Source organism: Rummeliibacillus sp. TYF-LIM-RU47, from assembly GCF_008638315.1.
GTDB lineage: Bacteria > Bacillota > Bacilli > Bacillales_A > Planococcaceae > Rummeliibacillus > Rummeliibacillus stabekisii.
Window position 1 is genome coordinate 67,651 of record NZ_VVIR01000005.1, and the last position, 18,698, is coordinate 86,348.

At 39.2% G+C, this 18,698-nt stretch carries 15 protein-coding genes; 6 read left to right on the forward strand and 9 right to left on the reverse strand.

Going from position 1 to position 18,698, the window contains the following annotated elements:
- Nucleotides 1-355 precede the first annotated feature (355 nt).
- The 3 genes from hflX to putP all read right to left on the reverse strand — a co-directional run bounded on the left by hflX (nucleotide 356) and on the right by putP (nucleotide 3,979).
- Entirely contained in the window at nucleotides 356-1,621 is a 1,266-nt protein-coding gene (gene hflX / locus F0527_RS15050; RefSeq protein ID WP_150285437.1) for a GTPase HflX, read from the reverse strand.
- Nucleotides 1,622-1,736: 115 nt separating this feature from the next.
- Nucleotides 1,737-2,429, reverse strand: coding sequence for a VOC family protein (locus F0527_RS15055; protein ID WP_150285438.1), 693 nt, complete (start codon nucleotides 2,427-2,429; stop codon nucleotides 1,737-1,739).
- Nucleotides 2,430-2,491: 62 nt separating this feature from the next.
- Nucleotides 2,492-3,979 (reverse strand): sodium/proline symporter PutP, encoded by a 1,488-nt coding sequence (putP, locus tag F0527_RS15060; RefSeq protein WP_150285439.1) that lies wholly within the window; start codon nucleotides 3,977-3,979, stop codon nucleotides 2,492-2,494.
- 532 nt (nucleotides 3,980-4,511) lie between these two features.
- On the opposite strand from putP, the gene nhaC reads away from it, so the two are divergent.
- Both nhaC and F0527_RS15070 read left to right on the forward strand, forming a co-directional pair.
- Nucleotides 4,512-5,909: a Na+/H+ antiporter NhaC gene (nhaC, locus tag F0527_RS15065; RefSeq protein ID WP_150285440.1), complete on the forward strand. Its 1,398-nt coding sequence runs from the start codon at nucleotides 4,512-4,514 to the stop codon at nucleotides 5,907-5,909.
- Nucleotides 5,910-5,959: 50 nt separating this feature from the next.
- Nucleotides 5,960-7,120: a class I SAM-dependent methyltransferase gene (locus tag F0527_RS15070; protein ID WP_147197051.1), complete on the forward strand. Its 1,161-nt coding sequence runs from the start codon at nucleotides 5,960-5,962 to the stop codon at nucleotides 7,118-7,120.
- A 50-nt stretch (nucleotides 7,121-7,170) separates the two neighbouring features.
- Here F0527_RS15070 and rsiV read toward each other — a convergent pair whose 3' ends face one another.
- Nucleotides 7,171-8,088, reverse strand: a complete 918-nt coding sequence (gene rsiV, locus F0527_RS15075) for an anti-sigma-V factor RsiV (RefSeq protein ID WP_150285441.1) — start codon at nucleotides 8,086-8,088, stop codon at nucleotides 7,171-7,173.
- A 4-nt stretch (nucleotides 8,089-8,092) separates the two neighbouring features.
- On the reverse strand, nucleotides 8,093-8,596 hold the full coding sequence (locus F0527_RS15080) for an RNA polymerase sigma factor SigV (RefSeq protein ID WP_150285442.1): 504 nt from the start codon (nucleotides 8,594-8,596) through the stop codon (nucleotides 8,093-8,095).
- Between the two features lie 408 nt (nucleotides 8,597-9,004).
- On the opposite strand from F0527_RS15080, the gene efeO reads away from it, so the two are divergent.
- The 3 genes from efeO to F0527_RS15095 are packed head-to-tail and all read left to right on the forward strand — an operon-like array spanning nucleotide 9,005 to nucleotide 12,867.
- Complete coding sequence (gene efeO / locus F0527_RS15085; protein WP_147197045.1) at nucleotides 9,005-9,868, forward strand: iron uptake system protein EfeO; 864 nt, start codon at nucleotides 9,005-9,007, stop codon at nucleotides 9,866-9,868.
- A gap of 7 nt (nucleotides 9,869-9,875) precedes the next feature.
- Complete coding sequence (gene efeB / locus F0527_RS15090; RefSeq protein WP_150285443.1) at nucleotides 9,876-11,153, forward strand: iron uptake transporter deferrochelatase/peroxidase subunit; 1,278 nt, start codon at nucleotides 9,876-9,878, stop codon at nucleotides 11,151-11,153.
- Nucleotides 11,128-12,867: an FTR1 family iron permease gene (locus tag F0527_RS15095; RefSeq protein WP_150285444.1), complete on the forward strand. Its 1,740-nt coding sequence runs from the start codon at nucleotides 11,128-11,130 to the stop codon at nucleotides 12,865-12,867. Before efeB ends, F0527_RS15095 begins: the two co-directional genes overlap by 26 nt.
- A 71-nt stretch (nucleotides 12,868-12,938) precedes the next feature.
- Here F0527_RS15095 and F0527_RS15100 read toward each other — a convergent pair whose 3' ends face one another.
- Nucleotides 12,939-13,919 carry a YeiH family protein gene (locus tag F0527_RS15100; RefSeq protein ID WP_150285445.1) on the reverse strand — a complete coding sequence of 327 codons (981 nt, stop codon included), beginning with the start codon at nucleotides 13,917-13,919 and terminating at the stop codon, nucleotides 12,939-12,941.
- Nucleotides 13,920-14,032: 113 nt separating this feature from the next.
- Between F0527_RS15100 and F0527_RS15105 the strand changes: the two genes are divergently transcribed.
- Nucleotides 14,033-14,887: a LysR family transcriptional regulator gene (locus F0527_RS15105; RefSeq protein ID WP_150285446.1), complete on the forward strand. Its 855-nt coding sequence runs from the start codon at nucleotides 14,033-14,035 to the stop codon at nucleotides 14,885-14,887.
- A 49-nt stretch (nucleotides 14,888-14,936) separates the two neighbouring features.
- Here F0527_RS15105 and fumC read toward each other — a convergent pair whose 3' ends face one another.
- From fumC to F0527_RS15120, 3 genes are all read right to left on the reverse strand, one after another.
- Nucleotides 14,937-16,319: a class II fumarate hydratase gene (gene fumC / locus F0527_RS15110; RefSeq protein ID WP_150285447.1), complete on the reverse strand. Its 1,383-nt coding sequence runs from the start codon at nucleotides 16,317-16,319 to the stop codon at nucleotides 14,937-14,939.
- 130 nt (nucleotides 16,320-16,449) lie between these two features.
- Complete coding sequence (locus tag F0527_RS15115; protein ID WP_223823626.1) at nucleotides 16,450-16,995, reverse strand: PCYCGC domain-containing protein; 546 nt, start codon at nucleotides 16,993-16,995, stop codon at nucleotides 16,450-16,452.
- Between the two features lie 133 nt (nucleotides 16,996-17,128).
- Nucleotides 17,129-18,655, reverse strand: coding sequence for a flotillin lipid rafts scaffold protein FloT (locus F0527_RS15120; RefSeq protein ID WP_150285448.1), 1,527 nt, complete (start codon nucleotides 18,653-18,655; stop codon nucleotides 17,129-17,131).
- Nucleotides 18,656-18,698: the final 43 nt, after the last annotated feature.

The window sequence follows — 18,698 nt, forward strand, 5'->3', positions numbered from 1 at the left end:
GTTTAGTGAAGTATGTTGTCCATTATACATGCACACTTGTGTTATGTCAAAAAAATTTTTCATGGTGGAAAATTTTATATTTTCTGATTTCATATGGAGTAACCGCACGTTTTTCCCTATTATTCAATAGCATTATTAATTATTAAATAAATATGTATATTTAAAAATAAAATATTAAAAAAACAATAGAGTTTTACGTGTATGCTCTATAAATACAAATAACCTTGTCCGACTTAGTAGCATAATCCCTATTCCACAGGAAAGACTGTAAGCATGCTTTATAATACCTGCACGTTTACAGTCTCATTATATTTCTATTATGGAGTGTCCCTTGTGAATTTGCTAAGCATGAGGACTAAATTAAGTATTGCTTGTACTTTTGCATAATAGCTTCCTTAACTTCTGCTTTGACGACTGTCCCTGATTCCTCATAGGATGTCTCCAGTATATGGGCATGCTCATTTAAATAAGATACGATCTCTCCCTTTTCATACGGGATGCAGAGTGTGCAGGTAACATAATCTTTAAAAATATGGCTGCGAATGAGCTGCAGCAATTCATCTATGCCTTTTCTTTCCTTAGCTGACATCCATATCTGATTGTGATTGGTGTATGGGTAGGCCAAGTTTGCAAGATCTGCTTTGTTGAAGACATTGATTGTTGGAACATCTACTACACCAACTGCTTCAAGCGTATCATTGGTGACTTCCATCATATATTGATTTTCCGGATTAGAGGCATCTACCACATGAAGCAACAAATCCGCATCTCTCGCTTCTTCCAATGTTGAACGGAAAGCCTTTACTAAATGGTGAGGTAATTTGCTGACAAAGCCAACTGTATCCGTCAGCAAAAAGCTCTTGTTATCAGGCAATGAAATCTGTCTCACAGAAGTCTCTAATGTAGCAAAGAGCATATTTTTTTCAAATACTTGCTTGTGCTCTTCCTGGCTTGAGTTTTGAAGCAGCTGATTCATGATAGTCGATTTACCAGCGTTTGTATAGCCGACAATGGAGACAATAGGAATTTCGCTTTTCCGTCGTTGCTTCCTTTGCGTTTCTCGCTGTTCTTTTACACTCTCCAGCTCTTTATGAAGCTTAGCAATTTGATCTTCAATTTTACGTCGATCCAGCTCCAGCTTTGTTTCGCCGGCGCCTCTGTTTTTGAAACCACCGCCTGTACCGCCACCCTGCCTACTTAATGAATCGCGAAGACCGACTAATCGTGGCAGCATATATTGCAATTGTGCGAGTTCCACTTGCATTTGCGCTTCCTTCGACTTGGCGCGCCTTGCAAAAATATCCAGGATGAGCATAGTTCGATCAATGACTTTGCATTCCAGGTCTCTTTCAAGATTTCGTATTTGAGATGGTGATAATTCATCATCGAAGATGACTAAGTTTGCATCGACTGCTTCATAATATCTTTTGATTTCTTCTATTTTACCAGTCCCTACATAGTGTGAAGGATTGACTCGTTCCAAATTTTGCGTAACCACACCCACTACTTCTACATTCAATGCTTCCGCTAAATTTCCAAGCTCTTCAATTGAGTAGTCAAAGTGCAAATCATTATGTAGATTGACTCCAACTAATACCGCCTTTTCTTGCAATTCTTCCATGTATGTTCCTCCTTCGTGCGACTGGATGCTAAAAGAAAGGAGAGCAGATAGACCACTCTCCTTTTCCTTTTCTTCTATATATTATGTCCATCCTATCACAAGAAATGTTTACGATTCAAATTTTCCCTAATTCAATATTGTGCAAACGTTCTTTCTGTTCATTAGAAGCTTGGAATACAAATGTTGTATTAGGAAGTTTTAATGTGTTGCCATTTACCGGCAAAGATAAAAGTCTCGACCATTGAGTAATTTTTTGATCGGTGTTTCTTACATTGAACAGACAGCTTTCAATAATTAAATCCTCATTTCCCTCTTGTACCATCCCAGTTGCTTTTAGATTTTGATATCTTACTGCTAAAGGCTGCTCCCATTGGATGAAAAATGGATATGGCAGATCATCCCCTATCCTCTGCTCAATAAACAGCATTTTCCATCTTAATAGCTCACCATCTTGTGTTTTTCTTTCTGCTGGAATGACACCCGTTGTCCGGTACCCCAGCTTCTGAAAGTAACTATTTTTCTCTTCTATACTATCTGTTCTAAGACATAACGTATAAAAACCTTCACCGCCAGGCAAATCATAGAGCAGTTGTTGCACTAACGGCTGGGAAGATTTTCGAGCCACTGATTCATCTTCAACTGCTAAATACTCGATATAACTATCTCTTGTGTATAATAATGCATTATGAGTTCCCCACTGAAGGTGTTGTCCGCCAATAACAGGATGTAGACTTTCAATCGTCACTTCTTTTGTAATTTCTTCTGGCGTTTTTTTCGTAAAATAAACCACATGATCGAGTTCAAACATATTTAGACACCCCTTAGAAAAAATGCCTGCAGCTTTTCAGATACTACAGGCATTCTTTTAGTTTATTTTCTTTTCTCTTCCGCTAATAGATCAACCGTATTATCAAATTCTTCATCAATCTCTTGATTTGGTCTATATGTCAATAAACTGACAATAACTGCAACGATCAGACAGACAAGGAATCCCGGAACAATTTCATACAGACTATTGTGCAAGGTTTTAATAGATCCCCAGACATAAGCGGTGATGGCACCAGTGACCATACCCGCAAGTGCTCCCCAGTTCGTAATCTTCCTCCAATACAATGTAAGCAATATTACTGGACCAAACGCTGACCCAAAGCCCGCCCAGGCAAATGATACCAAGTCTAATATTTTATTATCTTGATTCCAAGCAAGAGCAATCGCTAGAAGGGATACAATCAATACAGCCATTCTGCCTAAAAATACATAATGTTTATCAGTTGCATTGGTTTTAAACACAGCTTTATAGATATCTTCTACTAAAGCAGAAGACGTTACAATCAATTGAGAAGAAATCGTACTCATAATCGCAGCCAGTATCGCTGCTAACATAATTCCTGCGATAAATGGATGGAAGAGTATTTGGCCTAAAGCAATAAATACAGTTTCAGGATTTTTCAGTTCTAAACCATTTTGTTGATAATAAGCAATCCCGATTAAAGCAGTGGCGATAGCTCCAAACAAACTTAAGAACATCCATCCAATGCCGATTCGTCTCGCTTGTTTTGTTTCTTTCACACTGCTAATTGCCATAAAACGTACTATAATATGTGGCTGGCCAAAATAGCCTAAGCCCCATGCTACAGCTGAGATGACCCCTGTTACAGTTGCTCCTGTTAGAAAGCTTAATCGCTTTGGGTCTACTTCACGTATCGATTGAGCAGTGTCTGAAAACCCACCCGTAAGGAACAATCCGAAAATTGGGACTATAATAAGTGCTAAGAACATGACAAGCCCTTGAATAAAATCTGTATAACTAACAGCTAAGAAACCGCCAAACAATGTATAGGCTATCACAACTCCTGAAGTTACCAATAACCCTGTATGGTAATTAAAGCCGAATGAGCTTTCAAAGAAAACGCCGCCTGTTACCATTCCAGAAGACACGTAGAAAGTGAAAAAGACTAAGATAATTAATCCAGACGCAATACGAAGCAACTTTGTTTTATCTTTCAAACGGTTATCCAAATAACTCGGTATCGTAATAGAATTATTCGCTACTTGTGTATACATCCGAAGTCTAGGAGCAACAAATAGCCAGTTTAGATAAGCACCTACTGTCAGCCCTATTGCCATCCAAGCTTCCATCAAACCGCCTACGTAGATGGCGCCCGGCAATCCCATTAAAAGCCATCCCGACATATCCGCAGCACCTGCACTTAAGGCGGTAACTGCCGGACCTAGTGAGCGCCCTCCTAACATATAGTCTGTTAAACTGGAAGTTTTACGAAACGCATACCAGCCAATCACCAGCATGGCAATCATATAAATCAATATTGCCAGCAATTGATACATATGATCCGACATAGAAATTCCTCCTTTTTCTCAACTATATTCATTCTTTCTTCCATTTACATCTTGCTCTATGGAATATGTAAAAAGAATTCATTGAATCTACTAAAAATTGATTCAATTTCATTTATCTTAACATATTACTTTATCCAATAAAAATACGAAAACACGCTTCCACACTAGGTATATCTGTACTTTACTTTTTTTATTTTAACTCCTTTCTGAACTCGAATTTTTCCATCTTATTCTTTTTCTCTAAATCTTATTGACGTAAGCAAATAAAGTGGTAAAATACTTTATAACTTCAACGCGTTGAATCGCAAAAGTGAACAAGTGCAAGTGATGGAATTAAAGTAGCATTGGTAAGTACAGTAAAAAGAAACTTGGCGGGTGATGTAAGCCAAGGTTTTACCAATCGTGAATTACACCATGGATGCTTGTATTTCCGAGAGTGGCCAAGAAAGCTTTGGCAATAAGGGTGGTACCGCGGAGTTTCCCTTCGTCCCTTACTAAAATTTTTTATTAAGAGATTAGGAGGAACGATGAGATGTTTCGTATAGAAGCAAAAATGATGCCGCGTTTTCTAGAGGCAGTTAGTTTAATTGTTGTTATTATTGCCATTATGGCTCTATGTATCGCAAAATTGGATGCCCCACCGCATATGCCGATTCTCATATCAATTATGTTATTAATGGTGTATGGGCTGTTTAAAAAAGTGGCTTATAAAGATTTAGAAAAAGGGCTGATTGAGGGAGCTTCCGCAGGACTTGGCGCTATCTTTATATTTTTCTTTATTGGTGTGCTAATTAGCAGCTGGTTGATGAGCGGCACAATTCCTACTTTTATCTACCTGGGCTTTGAATTAATTACGCCACACTTCTTTTATGCCATTGTTTTCCTTGTGACCTGTATGGTTGGCGTTGCTATCGGCAGCTCACTTACGACAACAGCAACAGTTGGTGTAGCGTTTATTGGCATGGCAAGCGCAATGGATATTTCACTTGCTGTCACTGCTGGCGCTATTGTTTCCGGCGCGTTTTTTGGGGATAAGATGTCTCCCCTATCTGATACTACCAATTTGTCTTCGGCAATATTGGGCGTTGACTTGTTTGTTCATATAAAGAATATGTGCTGGACAACAGTTCCCGCATTTATCCTATCATTCATACTGTATGCAATAATGTCACCTACTGCAACGCTGCATAATAAATCCAAAATCGCATCCTTCCAGCAAGGCTTATTGGATACAGGAATGATCCATTGGTACACATTCATACCATTGGTTGTCCTTTTTCTATTAACATTAAAAAAGGCACCGGCCATTATGACCTTAGCAGCCAGTTCTGCAGTTGCCATAGTCATCACATACTTCCATCATACTTACGGAGCGGGAGATGTAATGAATATTCTATTCAATGGTTATACCTCTGAAACAGGTATTCAAGATATTGACTCATTATTAACACGTGGTGGCATTAACAGCATGATGTTTACGATTGGGCTTGTTATATTGGCTCTCAGCATGGGCGGCTTGTTATTTACATTAGGCATTGTCCAAACAATCCTTCTGAAGGTAGAAACCATTTTCAGGAGTGTCGGTTCCGTCATTACTGGGGCTGCCCTTACTGCTGTATCAATCAATACGCTAATTGGGGAACAATATTTGTCCATCCTGCTTACGAGTGAAGCATTCCAGTCGCAATTTCAAAAAGTTGGCTTACAAAATAAGAACTTAGCACGTGTAGCAGAGGATGCCGGCACTGTCGTGAACCCACTAATTCCTTGGAGCGTGTGCGGTATCTTTATTACAAAGGTATTGGGTGTACCTACAATTGATTACTTGCCATTCGCATTGTTCTGTTTGCTGTCACCTATTCTTACCATCGTATTTGGCTGGACTGGCAAGACACTCAGTTATCTGCCAAAGGAGCAGGTGAAAAATTAAATTTATGGTACAATACATGGAGCAATTAAATCATAAAGAAGGCGATATTATTGGACTTTAATGAAATGAAACAACAGCTCCTCGAGCAATTAACGGATGAATTGCTAGTGACTGCAACGATCAGCCAGCCACGCGCAAAATCAAATGAACTAAAGCGCGTGAAGCTAAAGCCTTTAATGCTCAAAGGGATTTACCATATCCAGCTTGAATACCAGACGGCACAGACCATTAAGCATGAAAATATAACGAAGGATCAAATCGCTTCATACCTAGACAGCTTATTTGATCAATTCCGCCAATTCCAAGGCGAAATGACGACTGAAAAAATACATGTACAGCTTTCGAAGAAAAACAAAGTGTTATGGAAAGCAGAAAAAACAGAAGCCAAATCAGTTGATTTACAACATAACAGAAAGAAAAATTATTTGTTAAACCCTGATACTCCCTACCCTTTCCTGATTCGGCTAGGTGTTCAATCGCCTGAAGGAAAAGTAAAAAACCAAAAATACGATAAGTTCAAACAAATAAATCGCTTCATTGAATTTATTCATGATTCTCTGGATTACTTGCCAAAGGATCGCACCATTCGAATTTTAGACTTCGGTTCCGGCAAATCTTATTTAACATTCGCTTTATACCATTATTTAAAGATTGAACAGGGCTTAGATATTCGTGTCACGGGCTTAGATCTGAAAAAAGATGTAATTGAAGAATGCAGCCAAATTGCGAAGGACCTTCAATATGATGGGCTAGAATTTTTAGTTGGGGATATCAATGATTATAACGATGAAAATACAGTTGATATGGTCGTCACACTGCATGCATGCGATGTAGCAACAGATATGGCATTAGCACGCGCTGTAAAATGGGGAGCAAGCGTTATCTTAAGCGTCCCTTGTTGCCAGCATGAATTAAATCGCCAACTCCAATCACCTCAGTTGGACATCATGCTGCAGCATGGCTTGATCAAAGAACGATTCGCTTCCCTTGCCACAGACTCAATTCGTGCCGAAATTCTAAAGCTTGTTGGCTATGATGCGCAACTGCTCGAATTCATCGATATGGAACATACGCCTAAAAACATTTTGATTCGTGCGTACTATACTGGTGCAAAGCCAAAGCAAGAACAGCGGAAACGTTATGAAGACTTTACAGCGTTTTTATCTGCCGAACCGTTCTTGGAAAAAGAATTGAAAGAATACCTTAAATAATAAAAACCGTAGCTTAACAGGTGATCCTGGTTATGCTACGGTTTTTTGCATCACTTAATATATTTATTGCTCACTAAATCTTTTTCAATCACATGCGTTGGGATAGTAAATTTCACAACACCCATATATCCAGGAGCTACTTCATATTCATCGAAGGCAATCACCAATTGATGTTTTTTATTGATATAGAAGTTTTGATTCGTTTTAATGCTTTCGAATAGTTCATCCTCTGCCAAATCATCAACTGGCACACCTGCACCGCGTACCCAATATACTTTTTCTTGGTTGGATTCTTTGATTTCTTTAATCATTTCATCTTTTATATAACTTGAAATGTGATCAACATAAGCTTTGTCTTTAAATAACATTGGTAATGATAATACAATCTTGTTTTCTTTATCAATCGTATCGTATTTCATTGTAGTCGAAGAAGAAGCTGCAGTTTGTTCCTCATAGCGTTCAATCGTTAGTAGTTGTTGATCGTTCAAGAGTACTTTATAGCCGCTGTCTACGCTATAATGCCCCCCGCCTTTTTTCTCTAAATCTTTTACTGTTTTCTCATAATGGCTGTAAAGCTTTTGTCCATCTGCAATGTAACGCTCGTTTAGTGTTTGTTCTAATTTTTTATTATCTAAGCCTTTTACGTTGGCGACTTTAATATCTGCTCCATAGTTCTTGTCATTTTCCTTATATTCACGGAACGTTAGAACCTGCGTAACCTTGCCAATCACCGGTATATCGTTAACCGTTTGTGCTAAAGCAGGACTTGTATTTAATCCAACTGTAAAGATGGCTGCTGCTGCTGCAACACTTCCCACCCATTTCGTTACGACCGTTGGCATTTTTTTATGATTCTTCATCTTTTCTTTCTTCCCTTTCATTATTGCTGCCTCGACAATATCATCCAGTTCATCTGGAACGCGGGCATTCTGATATTGTTTTTTCAATTCATTTAGCTTTTTGTCCATCATCTCATCCTTCTTCCTGTTCCATATCGATGCGCAAAATTTTTAAAGCTTTATATAAACGAGTTTTAATGGTATTTGAATTTTCATTTAAGATATAGGCAACTTCCTCAATCTTGAGATCTTCAAAATAGCGAAGAATCACAATTTCCCGATACTTTGTCGGAAGTCGTTCTAATGCGCCAGCTAAATCTAGATTTTCATACTGGTCTTCACTAGACGATGAGAGATAGCGCAATGTCTCGTCATCTGTCACTTGAACTCTGCGAAATTTTTTTAGGAAATCGAGCGATGTATTTATAACAATTCGATAAAACCAACTTTTCAATTTTTCCTTGTTCAGCAGTTGCTGATAGTTTTGCATTGCTTTTTGAATACTGTCTTGAACAATATCCAACGCATCTTGCTCGTTTTTAACATAACTGTATGCAAGCCAGTATAATTGTTTTTTATTTTGCCTGATCCACTCTACTAGATCATCGTCATAGAACAATTGCTTTTTTCTTTTCATTTTAGGAGCTCCTTTAGATCATCACGTGTATACATTAAAAAGACGTCGCACATGTAGTAGAAAGTTTTAATAACTTTTTAATTCATCCTTATATATTGTTTCTTTAAAAGAGAAATATATGAACTGCTATTATATAAGAAGAAACACTGTTTTAATATTTATAAAAAAACCAAAATAATGTTATTTTATCTAATGAATTCTAATTATCTTTCTAAATATTTTTGCCCCTATTAATTTTTATTAAAAGTTCAGAAAAACAACTATTGCTTTTTCTTTTGATAATGATTATCATTACTAACAGAAAACAGATTCGTGCTTAATTTTTATTCCCCTCCCCTTATATAGCCGCTCCAAATTGGGCAGGGATTTTTTAGCTATTATTCCATATGAGAAAGAAGGATTATTTTAATGAAAGCAACTCCATTCGCAGCGGTCCTGCTTGCAGGAAGCATTTTAATGACAGGGTGCAATAATTCAGATGATACGAAGACTAGCTCTGCCGCAAAAAAAGAGGAAACAACTACTTCTTCTACAAATTTACAAAAGGAAGTGGATGCATATAAAAAGTTTGCGCTTGGCCAAATGGACCATTTCATCGTTGAAACAGATAAGTTTGTGAAAGCCGTAAAAGCAGGCGACATAAAAAAAGCGAAGGAAATTTACCCTGTGGCTCGTATGTATTTTGAACGCTCTGAACCAATTGCAGAAAGCTTCGGTGACCTTGATCCTCGGATTGACGCACGTTTGGCAGATTTAAAAGAGGAAGGACAAGGAGTAGAAGACTGGACTGGTTACCACAAGATTGAATATGGCTTATGGAAAGAAAATAAAACAAAAGGCTATGAAAAAACAGCTGATCAGCTGCTAGCAGACTCTAAGGAATTGCGCGCACGTGTGGAAACAGTTGAAGTAACCCCTGATACAATGCTAACTGGTGCAGTGGACTTGCTAAATGAAGTATCTACATCGAAGATTACCGGCGAAGAAGAAATCTATTCTCACACAGATTTATATGACTTCAAAGCAAACGTCGAAGGTGCTGAAAAAATCTTCACTATCTTGAAAGACCAAATTGAAAATAAAGACCCTAAATTAGTCAAAGATTTAACTGAAAAATTCGAAGCAGTCAATGATCTATTAGCTAAATATCAAACAAAAGATGGCGGCTATATCTCTTATACCAAACTTACAAAAGAAGATACCAAGGCTTTATCTGAAGCAGTGAACCACTTAGGTGAACCATTAAGCCAAATGGGCATTATTATGGAGTGATTAAGCAATGACTAAAACAAATGATGAACGTTTACTAGATAAAAAAATCACACGCAGACAAATGATGAAAATGACTGGCGCAGGTGCAGTAGGATTAGCAATCGGTGCTTCAGGTATGGGCGGTGTTCTTAAAGCCTTTGGAAAAGATATCTTAGAGGATCAATCTACTGTAGCCAATAAAGTTGATTTTTACGGAAAACATCAGTCAGGCATCGCGACTGCTGTACAGACAAGTATCTATTTCGCATCATTAAATGTTTTAGTAACCTCTAAATCCCAACTGCAAGAGCTGTTCCAAATGTGGACACCCCTCGCAGTCCAAATGATGAATGGCGATTTAATTGGCACAGCTTCAGAAAATGCGCTTATCCCACCTAAGGATACAGGTGAAGCAAAGGGGCTAGATGCCAATAACCTTACTATCACATTTGGAGTGGGACCCTCTCTATTTGAGAAAAAAGAGTTAGGGCTGGCACAGCTGAAGCCTAAAGAATTACAAGACCTACCCCACTTTCCAAAGGACCAGTTAGAGGAAACATTTACGGGTGGAGATATTTGTATTCAAGCTTGTGCTGATGACCCGCAAGTAGCTTTCCATGCGGTCCGCAACTTGATTCGTGCGGCGTCAGGTAAAGTATCATTGAAATGGTCGCAAGCCGGATTTAATTCTATCCCCATAAAAAATGGCAAAAAAGAAACACCACGCAACTTATTTGCTTTTAAAGATGGCACAGAAAATCCTATAACTGATAATGAAAAAGATATGAACGAAGTCGTATGGGTACAACCCGGTGATTCGAAGCCATGGATGGCAGGTGGCACTTATTTAGTAGCACGCCGTATACAAATGCATTTAGAAACTTGGGACCGTACAGCTTTAAGAGAGCAAGAAGCAACATTTGGGCGGCATCGCGACAGTGGTGCACCTCTTGGCAAGAAGGGCGAATTTGAAGCGATGGATATCGACCGTAAAGATGCAAACGGCAATCCGATCGTACCTGAAACTTCACATACGTTCCTGGCGAAGAAGTCAAATGCGCGTTTATTACGCAGATCATTTTCCTATTCATCTGGCGTGATGGATGCTACGGGCACGTTTGATGCCGGATTGCTTTTTATCTCGTTTCAAAAAAATCCTAAACAATTTATCAAGATACAGAACAGTTTAGGCCGCTTAGACAAAATGAATGAATACATTACCCATCGTGGGAGCGCTTTATTTGCATGCTTCCCAGGTATAAAAAAAGGAAGTTATATAGGTGAAGCATTATTTAATACGCTGTAGTCAAATTCTTATACTATGTACTTTAGCTGCTTTTATTGCCATAAAACCCGTATCAGCAGCCGCATCCTATAGCAACCTGTATATTTCAATCAGCGATGCGATTATGGACAGCAAAAAAGGCGATGATAAAAAGGCTGAAAAGGCGCTCTCTGCTTTTGCACAAGATTGGAAGAAAGTACGTTCACAAGATTCCAAGGAAACGAAAGCAGTTGACCAAGCATTGAAAGAAGCCCAAGCAGCTTCTTCAACTGACATACGTCTTGATGCCCTATCTACTCTTTCTAAGGCTCTAACAGCTTTAGAAAAAGCAGAAAACCCTGTTGATGAGAAAGCGGAAAGACAGTCCTTCCTGACAGCGATGAATCCTGCGCTAGACCAGCTTCAAGCTGCTATTAAAGAAGGCGATGTACCCAAGATGACAGCAGCATATACTACATTCAACGCTTATTGGAAGAAGAAAGAAACACCTGTTAGAGAGCAAGACATTGCTGCTTACGGCAAGATTGAAACACAAATGTCGTTCATCCGCATTGCGCTAGCTGACGAACATCCCAACTTTGATACCATGCAAGACCAGTTTAACGTATTAAAACAAACAGTGAATGACTTTGGACTAGGGAAAAAAGTGGCTTCTTCTACTAAAGGAGACACATATTCACTGCAATCGCTCATTGATTTAATTGATAAAGCCAACGGGCAAATCGTTGCCAATGATTATTCAAAGGCTTCCGCCACTATCAAACAGTTCATCGTCACTTGGCCAAATGTAGAAGGCGATATACGCACTAAAAATGCTGGCCTTTATACAAAAATCGAAAGCGAAATGCCCATTATTGCTGGTGATTTGATGAAAGATCAGGTGGATGCAAAAGGTATTCAAACAAAGCTCGGAGACCTAAAACAACAAATCCAATTAATTCAGGGCGACCAAAATTATACACTCTGGGATTCTGCACTTATTTTACTGCGTGAAGGTTTAGAAGCACTTTTAATTATGATCGCATTAATTGCATTTCTTAAGAAATCAGACCAACGTCATATGGAAAAATGGATTTATATTGGAGCAGGACTCGGGATTGCATGTAGTGCAGTGGCAGCTATTTTAATGTCAACGCTGTTCAACTCCTCTACAATCAATACTAGCCGCGAAATGATTGAAGGATATGTAGGTTTAATTGCTGCAGCCATGATGATTGGTGTTGGTGTTTGGATGCATAGCAAATCGAACGTCAAAGCTTGGAATGCGTATATTGCTAAACAGATGAACCATGCAATGTCCAAACAAAGTGTGTGGGCAATGGCATTCATTAGTTTCCTTGCCGTCTTCCGCGAAGGGGCCGAAACATTGATTTTTTATGCGGGAATAGCACCAAAAATGTCTACTTCCCAATTTTCACTAGGTATCGGGATTGCAGCCGTCATTTTAGCTGTTGTAGCATTCATCTTATTGCGTGCGACAAATAAAATTCCTGTTCATAAATTCTTTGCCGTAGCGACTATATTCATCTATTTGCTGGCATTTAAAATAATCGGTGTAAGTATTCATACGTTGCAATTGACTGATGTTGTACCTTCGAATGTTATGAGCCATATGCCAGTATGGGCTACGATTGGCTTTTACCCAACAATTGAAACCATTAGCGGCCAGGCCATTCTTCTTGCGCTGATTATCTTTACGATTCTATTTAAAAAACGCAATGCAACAACTGCTTAGCAAAAAGACTGTAGACAGCTTGAAAAAGCTAATCTACAGTCTTTTTATTTCATTCTATTCTATCTCGCAGCTTAAACAATAAACAAGACAGCTCCGCTAAGAATAATGGAAACAATCGTCATCATTAACAGTGGCTTCAATGCTCTTGATTTCAATTCCTTTAAGTCAACAGACATGCCAAGGGCAGCCATAGCAACCGCTAAGAAAAATGTGCCTGTTTGTGCGATGGCATCTTCTACAGATGCACTCAGGAATCCTTGCTGTGTTCCCCAGGTGCCAAGCGCAGAGACCGCTAAAAATCCTAGTAAGAAATAAGGGAAGGAAGCTTTCTGCCCTGTTCCCCCTTTTTTAAACTTCAAGAAACCTACAAGCACAAGTGTTACAGGGAACAATAATAGAACTCGGCTCAATTTTGAAAGCAATGCAGGTGTCAGGGATTCGTCGCCATAGGCTGCGCCTGCTAGTGCAGCATGTGCGATTTCATGCAAGCTGAAGCCGGACCAATAGCCATATACGGCTGGTGCTAAGTGTAAAAGTGACCCTACTGCCGGATATAGTAACGAGAAAATGGTGCCCATCAATGCAATCATACCTACAGCCATTGCTGTATCCTCTTCTTTAGCCTTTAGGATTGGTGAAATGGCTGCAATGGCTGCGGCACCACAAATTCCTGTACCAAATGCCAGTAACATCATTAAATTATCTTCTACCTTTAAAAGCTTTCCTATAATGATGGTTAGCAAAATGGCTCCTACAATAACGCCGGCCGCACGAGCAATTAACGGCAGCCCTTCATGGGCAACGACAGCGATATTGAGGCGGATTCCATACATAATGATAGCAAACCGCAAAATCTTCTTCGCGGCAAAATCGATGCCAGTTTTCCACTTTTGTGGATAAGGTAGTGTATTACGTATAATCACTGCTATCAGGATGGCTATAGCTAAAGGTCCCAGATAATTGAGCATCGGAACCTTGCTTAGGAAGTAGGATGCTATTGCAATGATGAGTACCATTAAGATTCCTTTATAGAATCCACTATTGTGTTTCATACGCTCATCTCCAGTTCATAATTTCTATTTATATGATAAGATGTACTCACCTAAAAAGATAATTAATCATTTTAATCTTTATCATAAGTGATTACTTATAGAAGGATGGTTATATGAATGATAAGTTAAGCATTTTCCTCCTCGTTGTGAAGAATATGAATTTTTCCCGTACGGCGGAGGAATTATTCATGACGCAGCCTGCTGTCAGCCAGTATGTAAAGAATTTAGAAGAAGAGCTTGGAGTCCAGTTATTTGATCGCTCCCATAAGCAGGTTCAATTAACGAAGGCCGGAGAAATCGTAGCCTATTACGGAAAAGAAATAGATACACTGTCCCAAAGCATGAAGCGAAAATTAGATGATTTAACAAGCCATGTGGGCGGTGATTTATTGCTAGGTGCGAGCTACTCTTATGGGGAATATTTGCTTCCAAAAAGACTAGCAGCCTTTCTTGATGTTTATCCACAAGTTGTGCCGAGTATTTGTATTGCCAATACAGCAGAGATTGCAGAAAAGATTGTGGATCAAACATTGGATTTGGGGATAATTGAAGGTACTGTCAACAATAAGTGGATAGAATCGCACAAAATTGCTACAGATCATTTAGTTGTAGTAGCAAAATCTGGACAACCTGTGCATAACTTAGACGCACATACATGGATTATCAGAGAAGAAGGATCGGGTACACGAGAGGCTTTTGACAATTTTAAAAAAGAGCATAGATTGAATCCAACACATACGATGGTATTTGGCAGTACTCAGCTGATTAAAGAAGCGGTTGCGAATGGTCTCGGACTTGCATTGCTTTCTGAATGGACCATTCAAGATGAAATTCACCTAAATAAATTGCAAATCATCCGCCGAGAAGACTTTCATTATCAGCGAGACTTTCATGCAATCCATCTGAATACTCCCTTTTTAACCAAAACAACGGATACATTTTTAGACTATTTGAAGAGAAATAAATAAAGCTGTGGAAAACTTGCATCTTTGCAAGCTTATCCACAGCCTTTACTTTTTAAAACTTAATCATTTTGCTTGGTACAACCCATTCATTAAATTGTTCTTCTGTCACAAGTCCTGTATCTAATGCGGCTTCTTTCAGCGTTAATCCATTTTTATGGGCATGTTTTGCAATTTTCGCTGCATTTTCGTAGCCGATGTGTGGATTTAGTGCTGTCACCAACATTAAAGAATTATTTAAGAAGTGTTCTAATTTGTCTTCATTTGCTGTAATGCCTTGCAGGCAGTGTTCATCAAAGCTTCTGATGACATCAGATAACAATTCAACTGATTGCATGAAGTTATACAGAATGACTGGTTTAAATACGTTCAATTCAAAGTTACCTTGAGAAGCTGCCATGCCTAATGTAACGTCATTACCCATCACTTGGACAGCCACCATTGTCACTGCTTCACATTGTGTAGGATTAACTTTACCTGGCATAATGGATGAACCTGGTTCGTTTTCTGGAATTGAAATTTCTCCAAAACCTGAACGAGGGCCAGAAGCTAACCAGCGAACATCATTGGCAATCTTCATCAAATCTGCAGCTAAAGCTTTCATTGCACCATGCGTTGTAGCCATTTGATCATGAGAAGTCAGTGCATGGAATTTGTTTGGCGATGGTACAAATTGCAAACCTGTCTCTTTCGCAAGAACAGCTACTACTTTTTCATCGAAGCCTTCTGGTGCATTTAAACCTGTTCCGACAGCCGTGCCACCGATTGCTAGCTCTAGCATGTGCTTAGCACTTTCTTTAATCATTTCCTCTGATTTTTCAATCATGTAAAGCCAACCGCTGATTTCTTGGCCTAATGTAAGAGGTGTTGCATCTTGCAAGTGTGTACGACCAATTTTGATTAACTGCATGAATTCTTCAGATTTTGTTTTCAATGTTACTTTTATTTGTTCCAATGCAGGAAGTAAGTTCTTCTCTACCGCAATCGCTGAAGCAATGTGCATAGCAGTCGGGAATGAGTCATTGGAGCTTTGTGATTTATTGACATCATCATTTGGGTGCAAACGCTCATCACTGCCTTGTGCTTCTAGATACTCATTGCCAAGGTGTGCGATGACTTCATTGACGTTCATATTTGTTTGTGTCCCGCTTCCGGTTTGCCAGATGACTAAAGGAAACTCTTGATCCCATTTGCCTGCAATGATTTCATCTGCTGCATGTGCAATGGCATCTGCTTTTGTTTGTGACAAGGTTCCTAGATCAACGCAAACTTTCGCTACTGATTTCTTAAGTAATGCATAGCCATGGATAAATTCGATTGGCATATGTTCAGAACCAATTCTAAAGTTTTGCTTGCTTCGCTGTGTTTGGGCTCCCCATTTATGTGCTGCAGGTACTTTAATTTCTCCCATGGAATCATGTTCAATACGATAGTCCAAATTCTCCAACTCCATTTCTTAAGATTGTTGAATACTCACTTCATATGATAGCGTTTTCCCCATTATTTGTCTGCTAATCTGTTTAGAATGAGCAAATTGCTGAGAAAGCTAGAAAGAACCTATCTAATCTTTAAGCTGGTGGCATTGGTGTTTTTGTTGGTTTCGCATAACCTTCTTTATAGTCTTCGTCGATCTTTTTACGGATATCTTTTAAAGGAACGCCTTCTTGTGCTTGTTTAATGGATTTAATAGCAATTTCTACACAAACAATGCAGCGTGTACCATGATCATCCCAGACGATCGAGCCGTCTTTTTTAACTTCTTTAATAAAGCAGTTTAGATTGCTTTCATGATTTGCGCTTTCTGCGCAGCCACAATAGCATGGCATCCATTTAAGTACTTCTGTCGCTTTGCCTGCTGCCTGATAGACCAATTTTAAATCCTCTGATTGTTTGTCCAAGAAACTCGGCAAAATATCACTTGATGCTGTTTCCTCTTGTAAATCACCATTAGGCAACTCATGCTGGCCCCCTTGGTGTGCCATGTGTTCTGTCTTTTCTGAATGAGTTGCTTTCTCGCTATCTTGGTTTTCTTTCGCTGTTTTATCTGCACTGTTGCCACAAGCAGCTAAAAGCATCGTGCCCGCCAATAAACATGATAACCACTTTTTCTTCAAATTGTTCTACTCCTTCAAACGTTTTTCTTTCATTATACCTTATCAGGGTATAACAGTCGTATGACAAATTGACGTCAAGATGCTTTCAAAAAAATAACCTCTATCGGAAAAAATTCCGATGAGGTTATCTGTGTTATTTCTCTACAGTTGCTGCTGTATGAGCGTCATTTTTGCTTTCTGCTAAGCGCTCAATGCTTGGTCTAATATTATATTTGCCTGAATAGTTTTCAAGCATCTCTTTCAAATCTATACCCGAAGAGGCTTTCAATGATTCTTGTAATGAAGCCATCAAATCTGTTGCATAGCCTGTCACCTTATTTGCGCCGCCACCAGCTCCGCCGCCAGTGTCCACAACCGTAATTGAATCGATATTAGATAGTGGGCCCGCCACTTGTTTTGCATATTCAGGCAGCATGCTAATCATCATATCTAATACTGCAGCTTGGCCGTATTGCTCAAAGGCTTCTGCGATTTTACGTTTAGCTTCTGCTTCCGCAAGACCTTTCAAGCGGATAATTTCTGCTTCTGTTTCCCCTTGGGCTTTTTCTGAATCAGCTTTAGCCAAACCGTCTAAACGAATTTTTTCAGCTTCTGCTTTCGCTTTAGCTTCAATACGATATTGTTCTGCATCAGCTTGGGCTAGTTGTTTCATTTTGTCAGCCGCTGCATTTTGTTCAACAGCATAGCGATCTGCATCTGCTTTTTTCTTCACTTCTGAATCGTATTGTTTTTCACGACGAAGAATTTCTTTTTCTTCTAGCTCGATTTGCTTTTGACGCTCAATGATCTTGATTTGCATTTCTTGTTCTGTTACTTCTTGCTTCGCTCTTGCTGTTTCAAGTTCATAGGCTTGGTCGGCGCGCGCTTTTGCGATATCTTGCTCACGGCGATATTCAGCCACTTTTAGTTGGTTCTCTTTTTCTGCTTCCGCAATTTCAGTGGCACGTTCAAGCTCTGCCTTTTGTGCTTCTTTATCTGATTCCGCCCGTTTAATGCGAGTTTCTTTTTCAGCATCTGCTGTCGCAATATCCGCATCGCGTCTAACTTGAGCGATACGTGGTTTACCAAGTGATTCCAAATAGCCATTTTTATCGCGTACATCTTTTATGGTGAAGGATACAATTGTTAAGCCCATTTTGGCTAAATCTTGTGAAGCTACACGCTGTACCTCTTGCGAGAATTTGTCGCGGTTTTTATAAATTTCTTCTACTGTCATCGACCCTAAAATGGAACGTAGATGGCCTTCCAATACTTCTCTTGCTTCCATTTCTCGTTCTTCTTTTGGCTTTCCTAAAAACTGTTCGGCAGCTGTGGCAATTTCCGTAATAGAGCCACCAATTTTGATGATAGCAATACCATCGGCCATGACAGGCACACCTTGCTCTGTGTAGACTTCTGGCGTAGTAACTTCCAGTTTGCTTGATAATAAGCTAAGCGGTTCTGCTTGTTGGAATACAGGTAATACAAATGTACCGCCACCGCGAATAATCTTAATGCGGTTGCCTGCTTCATCCTTATGGACATTTTTAGAGCCAAGATAGCTCCCTGTCACAATCAATGCTTCATCTGGTCCTGCTGTACGATATTTCTTTACATAGACGCCAATAATCGCCAATACTAAAACAACTATAATTCCGCCAACTATCAATGCTAAAGGCATAATTTTTTCCTCCTATTTTTACCTGTTGAGCCAAGTAGTTATC